This is a genomic window from Caulobacter sp. LjRoot300 (assembly GCF_964253875.1).
In the GTDB taxonomy this organism is placed as follows: domain Bacteria; phylum Pseudomonadota; class Alphaproteobacteria; order Caulobacterales; family Caulobacteraceae; genus Caulobacter.
Genome location: NZ_CAXUSA020000003.1, coordinates 362,880 through 380,917, shown reverse-complemented (window position 1 = coordinate 380,917; position 18,038 = coordinate 362,880). Strand labels below are relative to the sequence as shown.

Genomic DNA, 18,038 nt, shown 5'->3' with positions numbered 1-18,038 from the left:
ATTTTTCGCCGTCAGAATCGAACACGGAACCGTCAAAAACAGTTAGCATTCCCCTCGCCAAGACGCCACCTTCACGGCCCCAACCCTTGGTTTTCCGGGAGTTTCAGATGCGTTTGACCGCCCTCGCCCTGTCCTTTGGCCTGATCGCCGCCGCGACCGCCGTCCAAGCCTCGACCGCCCAGGCCGCCACCGCCGAGCTGAAGGGCGCCGACGGCAAGGCCCTGGGGACCGCCACCCTGACCGACGCGCCGCACGGCGTGCTGCTGCGCATCGAGGCCAAGGGCCTGACGCCCGGCTGGCACGGCCTGCACTTCCACGAGAAGGGCGATTGCGGTGCGCCCGACTTCAAGTCGGCCGGCGCCCACGTCCACACCACGACCGCCGTGGTCCACGGCCTGCTGAACCCGGACGGCAACGACAACGGCGACCTGCCCAACCTGTTCGCGGCGGCCGACGGCTCGGCGACGGTCGAGCTGTTCTCGCCCCTGGTGTCGCTGAACGGCGCGGGCGGCCGCCCCGCCCTGCTCGACGCCGACGGCTCGTCCATCGTCGTCCACGCCAGCCCCGACGACTACAAGACCCAGCCGATCGGCGGAGCCGGGGCGCGGGTGGCCTGCGGGGTGGTGAAGTAGCGCCCTGCGTCCTTCGAGGCTCGACTTCGCCTCGCACCTCAGGATGAGGAATTCAGCAGCAACAAAGCTCCTCATCCTGAGGCGCCCGCGCAGCGGGCCTCGAAGGACGCACCGCGCCTAGGTCGCCTCGCCCTCGGCCGGCACGACCTTCTTGGCCGTCAGGGCCACCAGGGCCACGCCGCCCATGGTCGCGGCCGCGCCGATGACCAGCTGCGGCGACAGGGCGTCGCCCATGAACAGCACGCCGATCGTGCACGACACCAGCGGCGTCAGCAGGAAATAGGGCGTCACCCGCCCCGCCTCGCGCCGCTGGACCAGCCAGAACAGCAGGGCGCTGGCCCCGATGGTCGAGACCACGCCGGCGAAGGCCACGCAGGCCCAGGCGATCGGCGCGGCCGTCCGCACCCGCTCGACGACATTGTCCTCGAAGCCGAACGACATGGCCAGCAACGCCGGCGCGGCGACGACGGCGGTCAGGGCCTGGACCTGCAGCGGCTTGGCGCCGGGGGTCTGGCGGACGAGCACCGTGGCCAGGGCCCAGCAGGCGCTGGCCACCACGCCCAGCGCGATGGCCGGCAGGTCGGCCGCCCCGTGCGGGTCCAGGCTCATCCAGGCCACGCCGACGAAGGCCACGACTAGGCCCGCCACGGCCAGCGGCTTCATGGTCTCGCCCAGCATCTTCCAGGCGAACAGGGCGGTGAACGGGATCCACAGCTGGGTGGCCACCACCAGCGGGCTCAGCGACTTGGCCAGGCCGAAGGCGATGTAGATGATCCCGAAGTGGATCGGTCCCGACAGCAGGCAGATGGCCGCCAGGCGCTTGGACCACGGGAACGGCGGCTTGAGAAACGGCGCCAGGAAGGCCAGGGCCAGAGCGAAGCGCAGGGCCCCGACCATCATCGGCGGCAACTCGGCGGTCGCCACCTTGGCCGCGGCGTTGTTCAGGCCCCAGGTCAGGATGATGGCCGCGATGGCCAGGCGCTCGATCGCCGTGAGGGGCGTGCTGGACGACATGGCCTCGCTTGGATCAGACCCCGCCGTTTCCTTCAACCCCGCCGGCGCCCACGACCTTGCGGATCGCGGCCGTCAGGATCGCGAGATCCGCGTCGGGCGTCGTGAAGGCGGGGGTCAGGTAGACGGTCCTGCCCATCGGCCGGATCCAGGCCCCCTCGGCCGCGAAGGCGTCGCACAGGGCGCCGACGGCCACCGGCGCGTCAAATTCCACCACCCCGATCGCGCCCAGCACGCGGATGTCGACCACGCCCGGCGCGGCGCGAACCGGCTCCAGGCCCTCGGCCAGGGCCGCCGAGACCCGCGCCACCTCGGCCCGCCAGGCGCCGGCCTCGAACAGGTCCAGCGAGGCGTTGGCCGCCGCGCAGGCCAGGGCGTTGCCCATATAGGTCGGGCCATGCATCAGGGCCGCCCCGGCGTCGTCCGACCAGAAGGCCTCGAACACCCGGGTCGAGGCCACGGCGACCGACAGCGGCAGGGTCCCGCCGGTCAAGGCCTTGGACAGGGTGACGATGTCCGGCTCGACGCCGGCCGCCTGCATGGCGAACAGCGGGCCCGTGCGTCCGAAGCCGGTGAAGATCTCGTCGAAGATCAGCAGCACGCCGTGCCGGTCGGCCAGGCGGCGCAGGACCCGAAGGACCGCGGGGTCATGGAACAGCATGCCGCCCGCGCCCTGGACCAGGGGTTCGGTCAGGATGGCGGCGATCTCCCCGCCCCGCTGGGCCAGCAAGGCGTCCAGCGCCGCCTCGGACGCGGCGTCCACTGGCAGGTCGGCGATCACCTGGGCCGGCATCACGCCCGAGAACAGGCTGTGCATGCCCTCGTCCGGATCGCAGACCGTCATCGTCGCCAGGGTGTCGCCGTGATAGCCGCCCCGGAACGACAGGAACTTCGTCCGCCCGGCGACGCCGCGATTGATGTGGAACTGCAGCGCCATCTTCATGGCGATCTCGACCGACACCGAGCCGGACTCGGCGAAGAAGGCGTGGTTCAGCTCGCCCGGCAGCAGGTCAGCCAGGCGCCGGGCTAGGCGATAGGCCGGCTCGTGGGCCAGGCCGCCGAACATCACGTGCGGCATGCGCTCCAGCTGGTCGCGGATCGCGGCGGCGACGTGCGGGTGGTTGTAGCCGTGGCAGGCGGTCCACCACGAGGCCAGGCCGTCGACCAGCTCGCGCCCGTCGTCCAGAATCAGCCGCGAACCGCGCGTGGCCACCACCGGCAACGGCGGGCGGGCGGTCTTCATCTGGCAGTAAGGCCGCCAGACGTGCGGAGCGCCGGCCGCGAGCCAGTCTGGGCTTTCAACGGTCATGGCGCGATCCTTCGTTGCTTCGGCGGGGCGCACTGCCTATGCCCTCCCGCACCGGGGGGCAAACGGGAACCGCCATGCACAGTCTGGACACCTACGCCGCCGACAAGATCCAGCGCCTTGAGGCCGCCAGCCTGATGCGCCGGCTCAAGCCCACCCAGCGCACCGCCGGCGCCTTCGTCGAGCGCGACGGCCGCAGGCTGCTGTCCTTTTCCTGCAACGACTATCTGGGCCTGTCGCAGCATCCGGCGGTCAAGGCCGCCGCCCAGGCCGCGATCGAGACCTACGGCGCGGGCTCCGGCGCCTCGCGGCTGGTGACCGGCGACACGCCCCTGCTGTCGGAACTGGAGGCCCGCCTGGCGCGGCTGAAGGGGACCGAGGCCTGCGCGGTGTTCGGCTCGGGCTACCTGGCCAACACCGGCCTCATCCCCACCTTCGCCGGCAAGGGCGACATCGTGCTGGTCGACGAGCTGGCTCACGCCTGCATCTGGGCCGGGGCCCAGCTGTCGGGCGCGCGGGTCATCCCGTTCGCCCACAACGACACCGACCACCTGGCCGCCCTGCTGGCCGAGCACCGGGCCGGCGCCCGCCACGCCATCGTCGCCACCGACGGGGTGTTCTCGATGGACGGCGACATCGCGCCGCTGGACTGGCTGTCGGCGGTCTGCGAGGCCAACGACGCCTGGCTGCTGTCGGACGACGCCCACGGCGTGGGGGTGCTGGCCGACGGCCGCGGCTCGGCGGCCCTGTTCCCCGAGGCCCAGATCCCGTTCCAGATGGGCACCCTGTCCAAGGCTCTGGGCGCGTACGGCGGCTATGTCTGCGGCTCGCGGGCCGTGGTCGACCTGCTGAAGACCCGGGCCCGCACCCTGGTCTACACCACCGGCCTGCCGCCGGCCGCCGCGGCCGCCGCCCTGGCCGCGCTCGACATCGTCGAGGCCGACCCGGCCCTGACCGCCCTGCCCCTGGCCAAGGCCCGGGCCTTCACCAAGGCCGTGGGCCTGCCGCCCGCCGCCAGCCCGATCGTGCCGGTGATCATCGGCGAGGCCCAGGACGCCCTGGACGCCTCGCGCGCCCTGGAGGCCGAGGGATTCCTGGTCGTGGCCATTCGCCCGCCCACCGTCGCCGCCGGGGCGGCCCGCCTGCGCATCGCCTTCAGCGCCGAGCACCCCGACGCCGAGATCGCCCGTCTGGCGCAGTTGGTGAAGCCCTATGTCAAGGCGCGCGCCTGATGCCGGCCCTGTTCGTCACCGGCACGGGGACTGACGTCGGCAAGACCTATGTCAGCTGCGCGCTGATCCGCGCCCTGAAGGCTCGCGGCGCCGTCGTCGACGCCTTCAAGCCGGTGGTCAGCGGCTTTGATCCCAAGGACGCGGCCGCCAGCGACCCGGTCCGTCTGGCCGCCGCCCTGGGCGATCCGGGCGGCATGTTCCGCATCGCCCCGCGCCGCTACCGGGCCCCGCTGTCGCCCAACATCGCCGCCCGGCTGGAGGGGCAGACCCTGGGGCTGGACGACATGGTCATCGACGCGGTGGCCCGCGCCGCCGGGCTCCGCGACGGCCTTCTGCTGGTCGAGGGGGCCGGCGGGGTGATGTCGCCCTTGACCGACGGCGAGACCAATCTCGACATGATCACCGCCCTGGGCGCGCCGGCGCTGCTGGTGGCCGGCTCCTACCTGGGCACCATCAGCCACGTCCTGACCGCCCTCGTGGCCCTGCGCGCCGCCAAGGCCGAGGTCGCCGCCGTGGTGATCAGCGAGAGCCTCGACGCCCCCGACCTCGACCAGACCGCCCAGGCGCTGTCGCCGTTCCTGGCCGGCGCGCCGCTGTTCCTCGCGCCCCGGGCCCAGGCCTGGGACGCCGCCGCCCTGGCCGAGCACCTGCTGGCCCGTCCGAGAACACCATGACCCCAGCCCCTCTCCGCATCGCCCCCCTTCGCATCGCCATGATCGGCCTGGGCGACATCGCCCGGAAGGCCTACCTCCCCGTGCTGGGCTCGCGTCCGGACATCGAACTGACCTTCGTCACCCGCAACGCCGCGGCCCTGGCCGGACTGGGCGCGGCCTGGCGCGTGGATCGACTGCACGCTGACCTCGACGCCGCCCTGGCCCAGGGCCTGGACGGAGCCTTCGTCCACGCGGCCACCGCGGCCCACCCGGACATCGTGCGCCGCCTGCTGGAGGCCGGCGTGCCGACCCTGGTCGACAAGCCGATCGCCGACACCGCCGCCGACAGCGCGGCCCTGGTCGATCTGGCCGAGGCGCGCGGCGTGTCGCTGATGGTTGGCTTCAACCGTCGCTTCGCCCCGGCCTATCGCGACGCCGCCGCCCTGAACCTGCCGCTGGTGGTGATGCAGAAGAACCGCCCCGGGCCTCTGGACGACGTGCGCCGGGCGGTGTTCGACGACTACATCCACGTGGTCGACACCCTGAGGTTCCTGGCGCCCGGCGCGGATCAGGCCCAGGTGCGCGGCCGGACGACCGATGGGCGGCTGGAGCATGTGATGCTGTCGCTGTCGGGCGGCGGGCGCGACGCGGTCGGGATCATGAACCGGGTCAGCGGGGCCAGCGAGGAGACGCTGGAGGTCTCCGGCGAGGGGCTCAAGCGCAAGATCGTCGACATCGACCAGGTCATCGACCAGGGTGCGACCGAAGCCGTGACCCGGCGCGGAAACTGGACCTCGGTCGGCCGCCAGCGCGGTTTCGAGGCGATGTGCGAAACGTTCCTGAGCGCGGTGCGCGACGGCCGCCGGCTCTCGGCGCTGGACGCGCTGGAGACCCACCGGCTGTGCGAGACGGTGGTCGCGGCGCTCGGCGCGTAGAACGACCTCACCGTTCTTCCCGTTGTCATCCCGGAAGCCTCGCAGAGGCTGTCCGGGACCCAGGGGACTGGGCGAAGGCTTTGCGGTTCACCTGGGTCCCGGACAGCGCTGCGCGCTTCCGGGATAACAACCTCGGAGGTCAGGGTCGATGAAGCGCGGCGCTGATCAGCGCAGCCGGTCGGCATCCGTCCCCGGTCAAGCGCTCTGGCGTTCGACCGCGTCGGTCTCGACCGCCGGCGTCGCGCCCGCGCGGCGGAACAGCTTGCCCAGCGCCAGGAACAGGCCCTTCTCCTCGACCCGATGGTAGGGTGAAGTCGCCGCCAGCTGGGCCGACAGTCGGGCGTGGGCCTTGCCCAGGTTATGGTACGGCAGGCGTGGCAGCAGGTGGTGCAGGGCGTGGTAGCGCAGGCCGACCGGCGCCCACAGGAACGGCAGCAGGGCCGGCGGCGGCACGTTGACCGAGTCGAGGAACTGGTCCTCGAAGCTCATCCGCTCGCCGTCGTTCTCCCAATAGTGGGCGACGAGCGTGCGCAGCTGGTTGATGAAGGTGGCCAGCGAGAACAGCGCGAACCAGGTCAGGACCACGCGCACCGGCACGACGCCGGTGACGGCCAGCGCCGCGACGCCCCAGCACCACAGCCAGCAGCCCACCTCCTGGGCCAGCCAGTCGGGCCGGGTCTTGTCGTTGTCCTCGCGCACGAAGTCGGGATTGATCACCAGGGCCGACAGCTTGGTGCGGACCAGCCGGCGAACGGCCGGGACCACGAACGACAGCGGGATCAGGATCCCCGAGCGCAGGATCACGCCCAGCGGGGCCAACAGCGAGATCGCCGCGAACAGCGCCAGCTTGAACGGCGAATAGCGGCCCAGCGGCAGGTATTCCGGGTCGCGGGCGGTGCCGAAGCGGTCCTTGGCGTGGTGCAGGTTGTGCACGCCCTCGTACATCATCGACGGAGTCATCAGCGGCACGCCGATCAGCAGGTTCCAGCCCAGGCGGAAGCCCGGCACGTCCTTGGGGCGAAGATGGCTGATCTCGTGGATGAAGCTGAGGCCGCGATAGAGGGCCAGCAGGCCGACCAGGCCGGCGACCAGCCCGATGGCCAGGCCGTGGGTGGTGGCCGCCAGGGCCAGGCCGCCCCAGGCCGCCGCCGCCGTCAGCAGAAGGTCGAGCCAGTAGACGCCGCGGTTGGGCGTCGTCAGGTCCGCCGTCAGGCTGTGCGCCTGGCGGACCAGGCCGGCCTCGTCTTTCGGGGATGATCCCACGTCGTCCTCGCGCCCACGCCAACTTCAGCGCCCCGACTTGGCGCCCCGACCTCCGAAATTCAATGCACGCGGCGGTGAACGGACGAAAATCGCTCAAAGCCTCTAACGCAAAATGGCCGGCGTCGAAACGCCGGCCATTGTCGCAGACCCGCGCGCTTGGCCGTCTGATAGGGCCCAAATCGCATGGGCCGATCACGCCACCGCCCGCCTGAGCGCGCCATCCACTGCCGCGCGGTCCGCGCTCGCCCAACCGTTCGGGCCGCTACCAAGGCCAGATGAATCAGCGTCAGGGAGGGCGTGGCTCGGCTCTTCCCGCTGGAGTGGCAAGCCGATCGCCGCGGACGCGTCGTTTGGCCTTCATGCTAATCGACTCAGGCAACGCCCAGGGCCGGCCTTCCCTGCTCCACGACAAAGCGCGCCGCCGTCGAGAGGGCGCCGCCGGGTGTCGTCACGCGATCGACCACCCGGACGTCCGTGCGCCAGTTGTCGCGACCGATATCGAAGATCTGGTAGCCGCGCCGCGCGTCGAAGAGCCGGCAATGCGGATTCTCGGCGGGCACGTCTTTCCAGCTGTCGGCCAGGACCACCCCGTCGCCGCCCGAACTGATGGATGACGACACGAACTCGGTGGCCACGGCGGGACCGTCCCAGGCGTCGTCGCGCGCCGGCACGACCCCCGCATGATGCTGGTGGACGTCGCCGGTGGCGATCACCACGTTGGTCAGCTTGCGGTCCTGGATGGCGCGCACCAGTCGCTCGCGGCTGGCGGGATAGCCGCTCCAGCTGTCGAGGTTGGTGCGGCCGGCGCCGCGCGACGGGGGATAGAGCAGCGGTATGACCATCACCTGCTGGGCCAGCAGGTTCCAGCGCATGCCATTGCCCAGCCCTTCCTCGAGCCAGGCCTGTTGCGCCGGGCCGATGATCGAGGGACGGGACGGATCGGCGATCGGCAGGCAGCGATCGTTTGCTTCCGCGCCGCAGATCTGGCCGCTGCGATATTGACGTGTGTCCAGCACATGGACCCGGACCAGATCGCCGTAGTCGATGCGCCGGTGCATGCGCAGAAGGCCCGCGGCCGGAAACTGGGCGCGACGGACCGGCATGTTCTCGTACCAGGCCTGCATGGCCGCGAACCGGCGCAGGCGGAACAGCTCCCTGGGCGTGGCGTCCTGGTCGTCGTCGCCGGCCCAGTTGTTGTCGACCTCGTGGTCGTCGAACGACGACAGGAACGCCGCCGAGGCGTGGGCCGCCTGCAGGTCGGGATCGGTCTTGTACTGGGCGTAGCGGCGGCGATAGTCGTCCAGCGTGTAGATCTCGTCGCCGACATGCTCGCGCAAGCAAGTCTTGCGGCGATCGGGGCCAACCCCGGTCGCCGGGCAGGTCTTCCCCGCCGCGCCCTCGTAGATGTAGTCGCCATAGTGGAAGATGGCGTCCAGGTCGGGCTCCTGGCTCAGATGGCGGTAGGCCGTGAAAAGCCCGGCCTCGTAGTGCTGGCAGCCTGCCACGCCCAGGCGCAGGCGGTCGGTTCGCGCGCCGGCGGCCGGGGCCGATCGTACCGTGCCCACCCCGCTCATCTCGCCGGCGGCGGAGAACCGATACCAGTAGCGCGCGGCGGGCTTGAGCCCACCCACCTCGACATGGACCGAGTGCCCCAGCTCCGGCCGCGCCAGTTCGCTCCCGGACGCCACGATGCGCGTGAAGCCCTCGTCCTCGGCCACTTCCCAGCCCACGGGCACGGCGCGCATCGGCATGCCGCCGCCGTGCTCGAGGGGCCTGGTCGCCAGTCGAGTCCAGATCACGAACCCGTCCGGGGCGGGATCGCCCGACGCCACCCCAAGCGTGAACGGATAGGCGCCCAGGCTCTTGCTCGCCATGGTCTGGGCCCAGGTCCGCGATCCGGTCAGTCCGGCGAACATAGTCAGGCCACCCATGGCCGTGATGAGCGTGCGGCGTTCAATCGTCATGGGAGGCGTCCTGAGAGAAGGCGCGGGCCGGATCGCTGTTCGGCCCGCGCGAGATGGCGGTCGGAAGCGTGATCAGGGCCGATAGATGACGTTGAGGAAGAAGGAGCGGCCCTTCTTCATCTCGGCGCGGCGCTCTTTGAGGTTCTGGTCGTAGCCAAGATAGAGATCCTCGTTGAGGACGTTCTTGGCCTGCAGCTTGACGATCCAATCGCCGGCGACGCGGTAGCGAAGGGTGGCGTCCATCTGGCCTCGGGCTTCGGGACCGCGGTTCAGCCACGGATTGGCGCCGATGCCGTCGTAATAGGCGTCGCCCCAATTATAGCCGACCCGGGCCTCCCCATCTCGGGGCAGCTTGTAGAACACCGCCGCGTTGGCCATCCAGTTGCGTTGGTAAAGCAGGCGGTCGATGTGCAGCACCTTGCCGTCGACGATGTAGTCCATGTCGCCCCAGGTGCGCGTGGCGTTCAGGGCGATCCCGATCTTGTCCTTCAGGAACCCCGGCAAGCCCGGGATGGCGTTGTTGATATATTGGGCCTCGACGCCGCGCATCTTGGACTTGTTGGCGTTCATCGGGGTGCTGACCACGTACTGGACGCCGTCGACCAACTGCTCGTCCTTCAGGGCGTAGATGTCGTCCTTGATCCCCTTATAGAACGCGCCGATGCTGGCCAGGCCGTTGGAGCCGTTGAAGTAGTGCTCCAGCGTCAGGTCGAAGTTGTCGGAGCGGCGCGGCTTGAGGTCGGGATTGCCGCGCGAGATCGTCAGGTTGAGGTCGTTGCGCGACTCGGCCTGGGCGATGTCCTCGGGCGCTGGGCGCCCCAGGGTGCGACTGTAGCCGCCCTTCAGGCGGAGGGTCTCGCTGAAGTCGTGAACCACGTTGAGCGACGGCAGCAGGTGCCTGTAGTCGCCCTCGTAGCGCTGGGTCCCAGGCTGGTAGACGCCCCCGACGGCGCGCGGCACCTCGGCCGAGTAGTCGGCGAGGTCCAGGCGCAGGCCGGCGATGAAGCGGGTCTTCTCCAGCGCGTAGAGGCCCGATACGTAGCCGTAGCCGATGGTCTCGGCGTACCGGTAGTCCGAGGCAGCCGAGGCGCTGGCCGACGAGGCCTTGTTGACGGCCAGTCCCGGCAGGACGTCCTGGCGGAACTTGGCGTAGTTGATCCACAGCACCGGATAGTTCCACATCCAAGGGATGTAGCCGTCCGGCAGATAGTCATAGCCCGCCAGGCCGGACTTGCCCGGCGTGTAGACGGTCTGATCCAGGTCGCGGCGAACATCGAAGTCGCGGACGCCGACGCCCGCCTTGAAGCCAAGGCCGCGGGTGTCGGCTGCGAAGTTGCGCGTGAAGTCCAGCCTGGCCTCGGCGGCCTCGCCCTTGGCCTTGGTCAGGGTGTCGCCAGCCGTGAGCAGAGCGTAGTTGCCGGCTGTCGTCAGGCCCTCGGTCCCGACCAGGTCGAACTTCACTGACTCGCCGGACATGTCGTAGTTCACCGACAGAGCGGCGGGCTTGTACTGGTAGGCGTTGGCCCATTCCAGATCGTAAAAGGTGTTGGCGTTGTAGCCGGCGCGGAACTCGACGTTGGTGGACTCGTCGAGGTCGTAGCGGGTCTTGAAGATCGCGCCCTTGGCCTCGTTCTCGAAGCGATCGTAGTTGAACGCGGTGCGGACGTCGGGGATCTTCAGCGTGCCGGTGTGCTGGGTCTGGTTGGTCAGACCGGTGAAGCCCCGCAGCGTGAAGACGTTGTTGGTCTGGTCCTCGGTCTGCTTGTAGTCGTACACCATCAGCGAACTGTACCAGCGCGACGAAGGCTGGAACTCGAAGGTGGCCGAGCCGCCATAGGTCTTGATGAAGCTGGTGAACTCGTAGTCGACCAGGGCCTGGGGCGCGGGATCGAAGCCGTTCCAGTTGGGGTTGTCGGGCGTCGTGGCCGCGCCGGTGGACGTGTAGTAGGTCCGGGCGTTGGGATTGCGCTTCACGTCGTCGTACGAGCGCTGCTGGTAGGCGCCGCTGAGCACCAGGCCAAATTGCTGGTCCGAACCGAACCGGTGGGTCCACAGGCTCTTGATCCCGCCGCTCCAGGGCGAGTCCTTGTAGCCGCCCAGGCTGTTGCCACCGGGCACGTCGTTGTCGGTGACGTAGCTGACGAAGGTGTCGATGTAGAATTTGTCCTTGCCCAGGCCAAAGGCGCTGTAGGGCACGATGTTGATGATCCCGCCGATCGCGCCGGCGTCCTGGTCGGCGGTGAAGGTCTTGTAGATCTCGGTCTTGCGGGCCGCCTGACTGGGGATCAACGCCAGGTCCACCCGACGCTGGCCGGCGCCCTGGTTGGCGACCGAGATCATGCCGATGCCGTCGACCGAGACGTAGTTGAGGTCGGGCGTGATGCCGCGCACCGCCACATATTGGCTCTCCTGCTCGCCGTAGAGCACCTGCATGGTGCTGACGCCGGGCACGCGGCTGAGGGCCTCGGCCAGGGATTGATCGGCCAGGTCGCCGGTGTCGTCCTGCGCCAGGGCGTCGACGACGGTCAGCGAATTTCGGCGGGTGGCGATGGCCTGCTGGTTCTGGAGCGCGGTGCCGGTGACGACGATGGCGTCGACCGCGACGGAGTCTTCGTGGGTGGTCTCGGCGGGAAATCGCCCGCCGATCGCCGCCAAGGTCACCACAGTGCCGTCCTGGGAGGCGACCCTCAGGCCCGTCCCGTCGAGCAGCAGGGCCAGCGCCGCGCGGGAGTCCATCGCGCCGGTCACAGCGCTGGTGCGGACGCCGCGCGTCAGCGCCTCATCGACGAGAATCTGAAACCCGGCCTGGCGGGCGAACTGGGGAATGGCCGTGGCGGCGGCCTGGGCGGGGACGTCGAACCGTCGGGCCTCGGCCTGCGCGACCATCGGAAGCGCAAGCACCGCTGCAGCGACCGAGCCGAAAAGCAGACTATTGTTGCGACCAAAGAACATTAAGCGCGGACATAGGCTTCGTGCGGTAGAATATGCAGCGCGACCCAATCGATGATCGCTTCGCGACTGTCTTCCACGCGCCCGCCCAACCCAGAACATGGGCCGGAAGACCACGGCTTGATCACAACTTGATGACATCGCCATCGGTTGTGAACCGGAACGCGTCAGCGAGCGCCGAAAGTTGTTCTCGCGGCAGGAAGGCGGCCAAGCCGCACCCCCGCCGGCGCCGACAAGCGCGCTACTCGCAAGAGGAGAGCTCAAATGCGCCAGATAAGGGCCCTTGGATCGCCTCCAGAATGGCGACATTCAGCGGCTGGCGAGAACTCCCGCGAAGCGGAACGCCAAAGCTCTCCCCGGGCCACGAAACCATGAGGGCGGATGACCGCTCCGGCGCCCTCGCGGACGCTAACCGACCTTCATAGACGCAACGTGCCACAGCTTGCCCGCGAGAGGCTAGGCCGCGGTTCGTTCACCACCCTGCCCGCCCCGAAGTGGGGCTGACGCGCTTTCCCTCGGCCATGTCACAGCGTGACATGATCGCGACTTCCGGCCTTTGCGATTTGCGGCTAGCCGGCGAAAAGATCCGGCGCGATCCAGAGATCGCGCGATCATCCGCCCTGCCGCGCGATCAGATCGACCACCATGCGTCCAAGCGCCGAGACCACGACCGGTTTGCGAACCAGGGGGGCGTCCTCGATGTCGTCCAGGGCCAGGGTGTCGGCGTAACCGCTGCAGAACACCACCGGCAGGCCGGGTCGCAGAACCCGCGCCTGCTTGGCGACCTCCGCCCCGTTCATGCCGGGCATGGCGTAGTCCACCACCAGGGCGTCGGGCGGGTCGCGTCGCAGCGCCTGGAGGCCGGTCTCGCCGTCCGCGGCCTCGGCCACCTCGAAGCCCTCCAGGCGCAGGCCGTCGACCAGGATCTGGCGCACGGCGTCGTCATCGTCCACCACCAGCAGCCGGACGCCCTCCGCCCCGCCTTCCAGGATCCTGGACGCGGCGGCCTTGGGCGGCGCATCCAGGACGGCCGGCGCCGCCGTGCGCGGCAACACCATGGTGACCGTCGTGCCCAGCCCCGGCGCGCTGTCGATCCTCACCTCGCCGCCGCATTGACGGGCGAATCCGTAGACCTGGGCCAGGCCCAGGCCGGTCCCCTTGCCCCGTTCCTTGGTGGTGAAGAACGGCTCCAGGGCCCGGGCGGCGACCTCGCTTGACATGCCGGTCCCGGTGTCGCGCAGCCAGACCGCCACGGTCGGCGCGACGGCGTCCTCGACGGTCAGGCCCAAGGTGATGTCCCCGCCGTCTGGCAAGGCGTCACGCGCATTGATCGCAAGGTTGACGACGGCCAGTTCGAGCTGGTCCGGATCGGTCATGGCCCAGATGTCGTCGTCGCCCAGGTCGAGGTTGAACCGGACCGTGGGACCGGCGGCCTGGGCGAAGATCGACTGGCCCGCCCGGAGCGCGCCGCCTATCTCCGTCGGCCGCAGATCGAACCGCTGGGTGCGTGAAAAGGCCAGGAGCTCGCCCGTGACCTTGGCGCCCCGCTCGGTCGCCTGCCGGGCGCAGTCGACGTATTTGCGGCCGACATGCTCGGGGTCCAGCCGCTTGTCGAGCAACTGCAACGCCCCGTCGATGGCCATCAGCAGGTTGTTGAAGTTGTGGGCGACGCCGCCGGTCAGCCGCCCGACCGCCTCGAGCTTCTGGGCCTGCATCAGCGCCTGTTCGGCCCGCAGCCGCTCGGCGGTCTGGGCTTCGAGGTCGCGCAGCGCCGCTTCGAGCTGGGCGGTGCGTTCGCGCACGCTGCGTTCCAGCGCCGCGTTCTCGGTTCGCAGCCGGCGCACGGTCAGGGCCCGCGCCAGGACCGGCAGGATGACGCTCATCTTCAACGGCTTGAGAATGTAGTCGAGCGCGCCGGTCTTCATCGCCTCGACGGCCGTGGCGATCGTGCCGTCGCCGGTCATGATCACCCCGACGAGGTCCGGGTCACGCCGCTGGGCCTCGCGCAACAGGTCGACCCCGCCGATCCGCGGCATCGACAGGTCGGCGAGCAGCAGGTCGAACCGGCCGGCCTCCAGGCCCGCCAGGGCCGCCGTCCCGTCGGTGAACCCGACGGGGTCGTAGCCGCGATCGCTGAGGGTGTCGCGCAGCGCCTCGACGATCGCCGGCTCGTCGTCGACGATCAGTATCCGAGGCCGCCGCGAACCGGCCATGCCCGTCATTTCCGCGCCGCCGCCTTCCATCAACCTTCCCCCGCCGGACAATGTTGCGCCAGGGCCGCGCGCAGTTCGCGCAGCTTGGGCGGCTTGCTGAGGATCCGATCGACATGCGGCGAGATCTCCGCGTCGGCCGCCAGGCCCTGGCCCCAGCCGGTGAGCAACAGCACCGGCATGGACGGCGACAGCGCCTTGACCGCCGCCGCCACCTTGCGACCGTCGATATAGGGCATGCCCAGGTCGGTGATCACGGCGGCGAACGCTTCGCCGCGATGGTGGGCGGCGCTGAAGGCGTCGATGCCGGCCTGGCCGTCATTGGCGATCGTCAGGTGGTGGCCGTCGGCCTCCAAGGTGTCGCCCAGCGCCTTGAGCAGCACCGGGTCGTCGTCGATCAGCAGCAGGCGCAGCCGGCTGGGCAGGACCGGCGCGACCGCCTCGTCGGCCGGGGTCGACACGTGGGCTGGAACGGGGAAGCTCAAGCTGACCAGAGTGCCGCCGCCAGGGGCCGGGCGAATGTCCATCTCCGCGCCGTGGCGCTGGACCACGCCATAGACCATGGCCAGGCCAAGCCCGGTCCCGCGTTCGCCCTTGGTGGTGAAGAAGGGCTCCAGGCAGCGCCGGCGCGTCTCCTCGTCCATGCCCACGCCGTTGTCCTGGACCTCGACCGCGACGGCGTCGCCGGCCAGCCGGGTGCGCAACGTCAGCAGGCCGCCGTCCGGAATGGCGTCGACGGCGTTCAGCACCAGATTGATCAAGGCCTCGCGGATCTCGCTTTCGACGCCGAGCACCGCCGGCAGGTCGACGGCCTGCTCGACCCGGACCTCGATGACCACGCCGCGCTCCATGGCCATGTCGCTCCACCGCGCCCGGGTCAGGTCGACCACCTGCTGCACCAGGTCGTTCAGCGTCACCGCGGCCAGGGCCAGCTGCGGTTCGCGCTGGCGGTAGAACTCCTTCATGCGCGCGATGGTCTGCGACACGTCCTCGACGGCTCGCCGGATGATCTCCAGCCGCCCGCGGCCGTTCGGGCTGAGCCCCGTTTCGGTCTCCAGCATGGACTCGGTGTAGAGCGCGACCGGCGACAGCGCGTTGTTGATGTCGTGGGCGATGCCGCTGGCCATCTGACCCAGGGCCTTCAACCGCTCCTGCTGCAGGATCGCCTGCTGGGACTGGCGAAGGTCGTCATAGGCCGCCTGCAGCGCGCCATGCAGCTGGGCCTGGTGCGCCGCCAGGGCGACATGCTCGCTCAGCTGGCGGAGGAACTCGCATTCGCCGCTGACGAAGGCTTCGGGCTGGAACCGGGCCACCACCAGCACGCCGAACACCTTGCTCTCGATCTGCAGCGGCGCGCAGACCATCGAGCGGAGGCCGCCGCCCGCGAGCCGCTGCGGAAAGGGAAAATGCACCTCGGCGATGTCCGGCTCATAGACCAGGCGGCCGCTGACGCATTGCGAAAGGCCGTTCTGGTCGATGTCGACGCGCGCCCGCACGGGCATGGCCAGTTCGAACGCCAGGGCCTGGCTGTTGACCCCGACGGCGGCGACCGTGAGCGCCCGCTCGACGTCGTCATAGAGGCACAGGCAGGCGAAGTCGGCCGGCAGCTGGTCCTCGACGCTGCGCACGACGACCTGGAAGATGCTCTGGATATCCTGCCGCTGGCCAATGGCGCGGGTGATCTCGTCCAGCAGGCTCAGGCGCTCGAATTGCGTGCGGAGCCGGGTTTCCGCCCGCTTGCGCTCGGTGATGTCGGTCGAGATGCCGAACACCGCATAGGCCTGGCCCGCCTCATCCCGCAGCGGAGACTTCACCGAAATATAGGCGTGCGGGCCGTCGTCGTGCGGGGCCTCCTCCTCCTCGGTGAGCGGCAGGTCGGCGGCGGCGACGCGTACGTCCATGGCCCGGAAGGCGTCGGCGACGTCCTTGGAGAAGATGTCATGGTCCGTGCTGCCGATCATCGCATCGCGGTCGATATGGAAGATGTCGGCATAGCGGCGGTTGACCATCAGGTAGCGGCCCTCGAGGTCCTTGACGTAGATGACGGCCGGCGAGCTCTCGATGATGGCGTCGAGCAACCGCTGGCTCTGCCGGCGCGCCCGCATCTCCTCTTCCAGGGTGGCGTTCGCCGCTTCGAGCTGCGCCGTTCGCTCGACCACGCGCTGGTCCAGTTCGGCGTTGAGCCGCGACAACGCCGTCTCGGCGCCGATGCGCTCCAATATGTCGCGCGAGGCCACCTGTATGGCCGAGAGCAGCAGGACCAGTAAACCGCCAGCCCGGGCCAGGTGGGCGACCATCGCCGGTCCGTCGGCCGGCGCGCGCGAATAGAGCATCACGACATTGGCGGCGACCAGCGTCCCGGCCATCCAGGCGAGCGACCCGGCCAGGCGGTCGAGGGCCCGCAGCCGCCAGGCCGCCACGCCGACGCCCGCCCACAGCAACGGCGCCAGGACGAGGGCCGGGCGGGTGACGCCCAGCAGGCCGGGCGGCAGATAGGTCGGCAGGTGCTGAAAGGCGACGAACAGCCCCGCGCCCAGGGCTGTGATGACCAGGGCGTATCGGGCCAACCGGCCGGTGACGCCGCGCCGCAGGCGCCACAGCGCCCAGCCGACGCCGATCGGCAACAGGTGGGTGGCCGGCGGCCAGGTGGCGGGACGCAGGACGGCCTTCGACCGCGCGATCACCGCCAGCGAACCCGACCACTCGACCGTCACCAGCACGTGAATGACCGCCAGCACGAAGGTGGCGGCGAAGGTGATGGCGAGCCATTTCGGAAACGACGTCCCCGCGTGCTGCCCCATGTCCCAGAGCAGCAGCGCCACCACGCCCAGCAGCAGGGCCAGGCTGGTGTCCAGAATGGTGTGCAGGTCCGGATAGTCGCCAGGGCCGATCGCCAGCAGGGCGCCGCCCGTGAGCGCGACGGCGGCCAGGGCGATCGCCGCGGCCCGAGGCAAGGGCAGTTCGGTATGGGTCTGGCTCATGCTCCCCGCTCTCCGCCGTTTCGATCATCGGCGCGCCACGACCAAGCTTACGCGCATTGGTGGTGATTGGGAGGGATATTACAGCTCCAGATATTGATGGAGTCGGTCCCGTCCTCAAATGGCCGACATGGGTCGAGGCTTGCACGCCAACCGCCAAGCCTCGGAAAGCCCTCCTGGTGGAGGTCAAGAGGCCGGTTGTCCTTGCGCAATCCAGCGACCAGGCAGCCAGATGGGTCAAGCGCGACGATCTATGTCGCTGGGTCTTACCCACGCTAGTTCGACGGATTGGAATTGGGCAGATGCAATAAAAAGCGGCCAATTCCGGGAGGAATGGCCGCTTATTTACATTTTTGTCCCAGGTCCTGGTCAGAACGGAATTTCGTCGTCCAGGTCGGCCGAGAAGCTCTCGCGCGGGCCGCTGGGCTGGCTGCGCGGGGCGCCGCCGCCGAAGTTGCCGCCGCCACCGCCGCCGCCGGCGTAGCCTTCGTCATAGCCGCCGCCCGACGAGGCGCCGGCGTTGTCGCCGCGGCCGCCCAACATGGTCAGTTCACCGCGGAACTTCTGCAGCACGATCTCGGTCGAATACTTCTCGACGCCCGAGGCGTCGGCCCATTTGCGGGTCTGGATCGCGCCCTCGATATAGACCGTCGAGCCCTTGCGCAGATAGCTTTCGGCCACCTTCACCAGGTTGTCGTTGAAGATCACCACCCGGTGCCATTCGGTCTTTTCCTTGCGCTCGCCCGAGGTGCGGTCGCGCCAGCTTTCCGAGGTGGCCAGGCGCAGGTTGGCGACGCGGTCGCCCGAGCTGAGGGTGCGGATCTCGGGATCGGCCCCCAGGTTGCCGACCAGAATGACCTTGTTGACGCTGCCCGCCATGGGGAAGATTCCTTTTCACGCCCGGC

The 18,038-nt window shown here is 69.6% G+C and carries 12 protein-coding genes and 1 pseudogene; 5 read left to right on the top strand and 8 right to left on the bottom strand.

Going from position 1 to position 18,038, the window contains the following annotated elements:
* Positions 1 to 107: 107 nt before the first annotated feature.
* Both sodC and ACSQ2G_RS11900 read left to right on the top strand, forming a co-directional pair.
* The gene (sodC, locus tag ACSQ2G_RS11905) at positions 108 to 632 is read left to right on the top strand and encodes a superoxide dismutase[Cu-Zn] (protein ID WP_436031074.1); all 525 of its coding nucleotides are present in this window, start codon (positions 108 to 110) and stop codon (positions 630 to 632) included.
* Positions 633 to 752: pseudogene (locus ACSQ2G_RS11900) on the top strand (hypothetical protein); the annotation flags it as partial.
* On the opposite strand, the gene ACSQ2G_RS11895 reads toward ACSQ2G_RS11900, so the two are convergent.
* Positions 750 to 1,646, bottom strand: coding sequence for a DMT family transporter (locus ACSQ2G_RS11895; protein WP_404979859.1), 897 nt, complete (start codon positions 1,644 to 1,646; stop codon positions 750 to 752). The pseudogene ACSQ2G_RS11900 and the gene ACSQ2G_RS11895 overlap by 3 nt on opposite strands.
* Positions 1,647 to 1,659: 13 nt before the next feature.
* Complete coding sequence (locus ACSQ2G_RS11890) at positions 1,660 to 2,952, bottom strand: adenosylmethionine--8-amino-7-oxononanoate transaminase (protein WP_436031073.1); 1,293 nt, start codon at positions 2,950 to 2,952, stop codon at positions 1,660 to 1,662.
* A gap of 74 nt (positions 2,953 to 3,026) precedes the next feature.
* Between ACSQ2G_RS11890 and bioF the strand changes: the two genes are divergently transcribed.
* From bioF to ACSQ2G_RS11875, 3 genes are read left to right on the top strand one after another with little or no spacing between them, the layout of a single operon-like run.
* Positions 3,027 to 4,181, top strand: coding sequence for an 8-amino-7-oxononanoate synthase (bioF, locus tag ACSQ2G_RS11885; RefSeq protein WP_436031071.1), 1,155 nt, complete (start codon positions 3,027 to 3,029; stop codon positions 4,179 to 4,181).
* On the top strand, positions 4,181 to 4,855 hold the full coding sequence (gene bioD / locus ACSQ2G_RS11880) for a dethiobiotin synthase (protein ID WP_436031069.1): 675 nt from the start codon (positions 4,181 to 4,183) through the stop codon (positions 4,853 to 4,855). The genes bioF and bioD overlap by 1 nt, the downstream gene beginning before the upstream one ends.
* Complete coding sequence (locus ACSQ2G_RS11875; RefSeq protein ID WP_436031067.1) at positions 4,852 to 5,769, top strand: Gfo/Idh/MocA family protein; 918 nt, start codon at positions 4,852 to 4,854, stop codon at positions 5,767 to 5,769. The genes bioD and ACSQ2G_RS11875 overlap by 4 nt, the downstream gene beginning before the upstream one ends.
* Before the next feature lie 195 nt (positions 5,770 to 5,964).
* Here ACSQ2G_RS11875 and ACSQ2G_RS11870 read toward each other — a convergent pair whose 3' ends face one another.
* The 6 genes from ACSQ2G_RS11870 to ssb all read right to left on the bottom strand — a co-directional run bounded on the left by ACSQ2G_RS11870 (position 5,965) and on the right by ssb (position 18,012).
* Positions 5,965 to 7,032 (bottom strand): fatty acid desaturase family protein, encoded by a 1,068-nt coding sequence (locus ACSQ2G_RS11870; protein WP_436031065.1) that lies wholly within the window; start codon positions 7,030 to 7,032, stop codon positions 5,965 to 5,967.
* Between the two features lie 371 nt (positions 7,033 to 7,403).
* Positions 7,404 to 8,996, bottom strand: coding sequence for an alkaline phosphatase D family protein (locus tag ACSQ2G_RS11865; RefSeq protein ID WP_436031063.1), 1,593 nt, complete (start codon positions 8,994 to 8,996; stop codon positions 7,404 to 7,406).
* Positions 8,997 to 9,068: 72 nt separating this feature from the next.
* Positions 9,069 to 11,882 carry a TonB-dependent receptor gene (locus tag ACSQ2G_RS11860; protein ID WP_436031061.1) on the bottom strand — a complete coding sequence of 938 codons (2,814 nt, stop codon included), beginning with the start codon at positions 11,880 to 11,882 and terminating at the stop codon, positions 9,069 to 9,071.
* Positions 11,883 to 12,556: 674 nt separating this feature from the next.
* Entirely contained in the window at positions 12,557 to 14,188 is a 1,632-nt protein-coding gene (locus ACSQ2G_RS11855) for a response regulator (protein ID WP_436031059.1), read from the bottom strand.
* Positions 14,188 to 17,136: a PAS domain-containing protein gene (locus ACSQ2G_RS11850; RefSeq protein ID WP_436031058.1), complete on the bottom strand. Its 2,949-nt coding sequence runs from the start codon at positions 17,134 to 17,136 to the stop codon at positions 14,188 to 14,190. The genes ACSQ2G_RS11855 and ACSQ2G_RS11850 overlap by 1 nt, the downstream gene beginning before the upstream one ends.
* 366 nt (positions 17,137 to 17,502) lie before the next feature.
* On the bottom strand, positions 17,503 to 18,012 hold the full coding sequence (ssb, locus tag ACSQ2G_RS11845) for a single-stranded DNA-binding protein (RefSeq protein WP_310079219.1): 510 nt from the start codon (positions 18,010 to 18,012) through the stop codon (positions 17,503 to 17,505).
* Positions 18,013 to 18,038 lie beyond the last annotated feature (26 nt).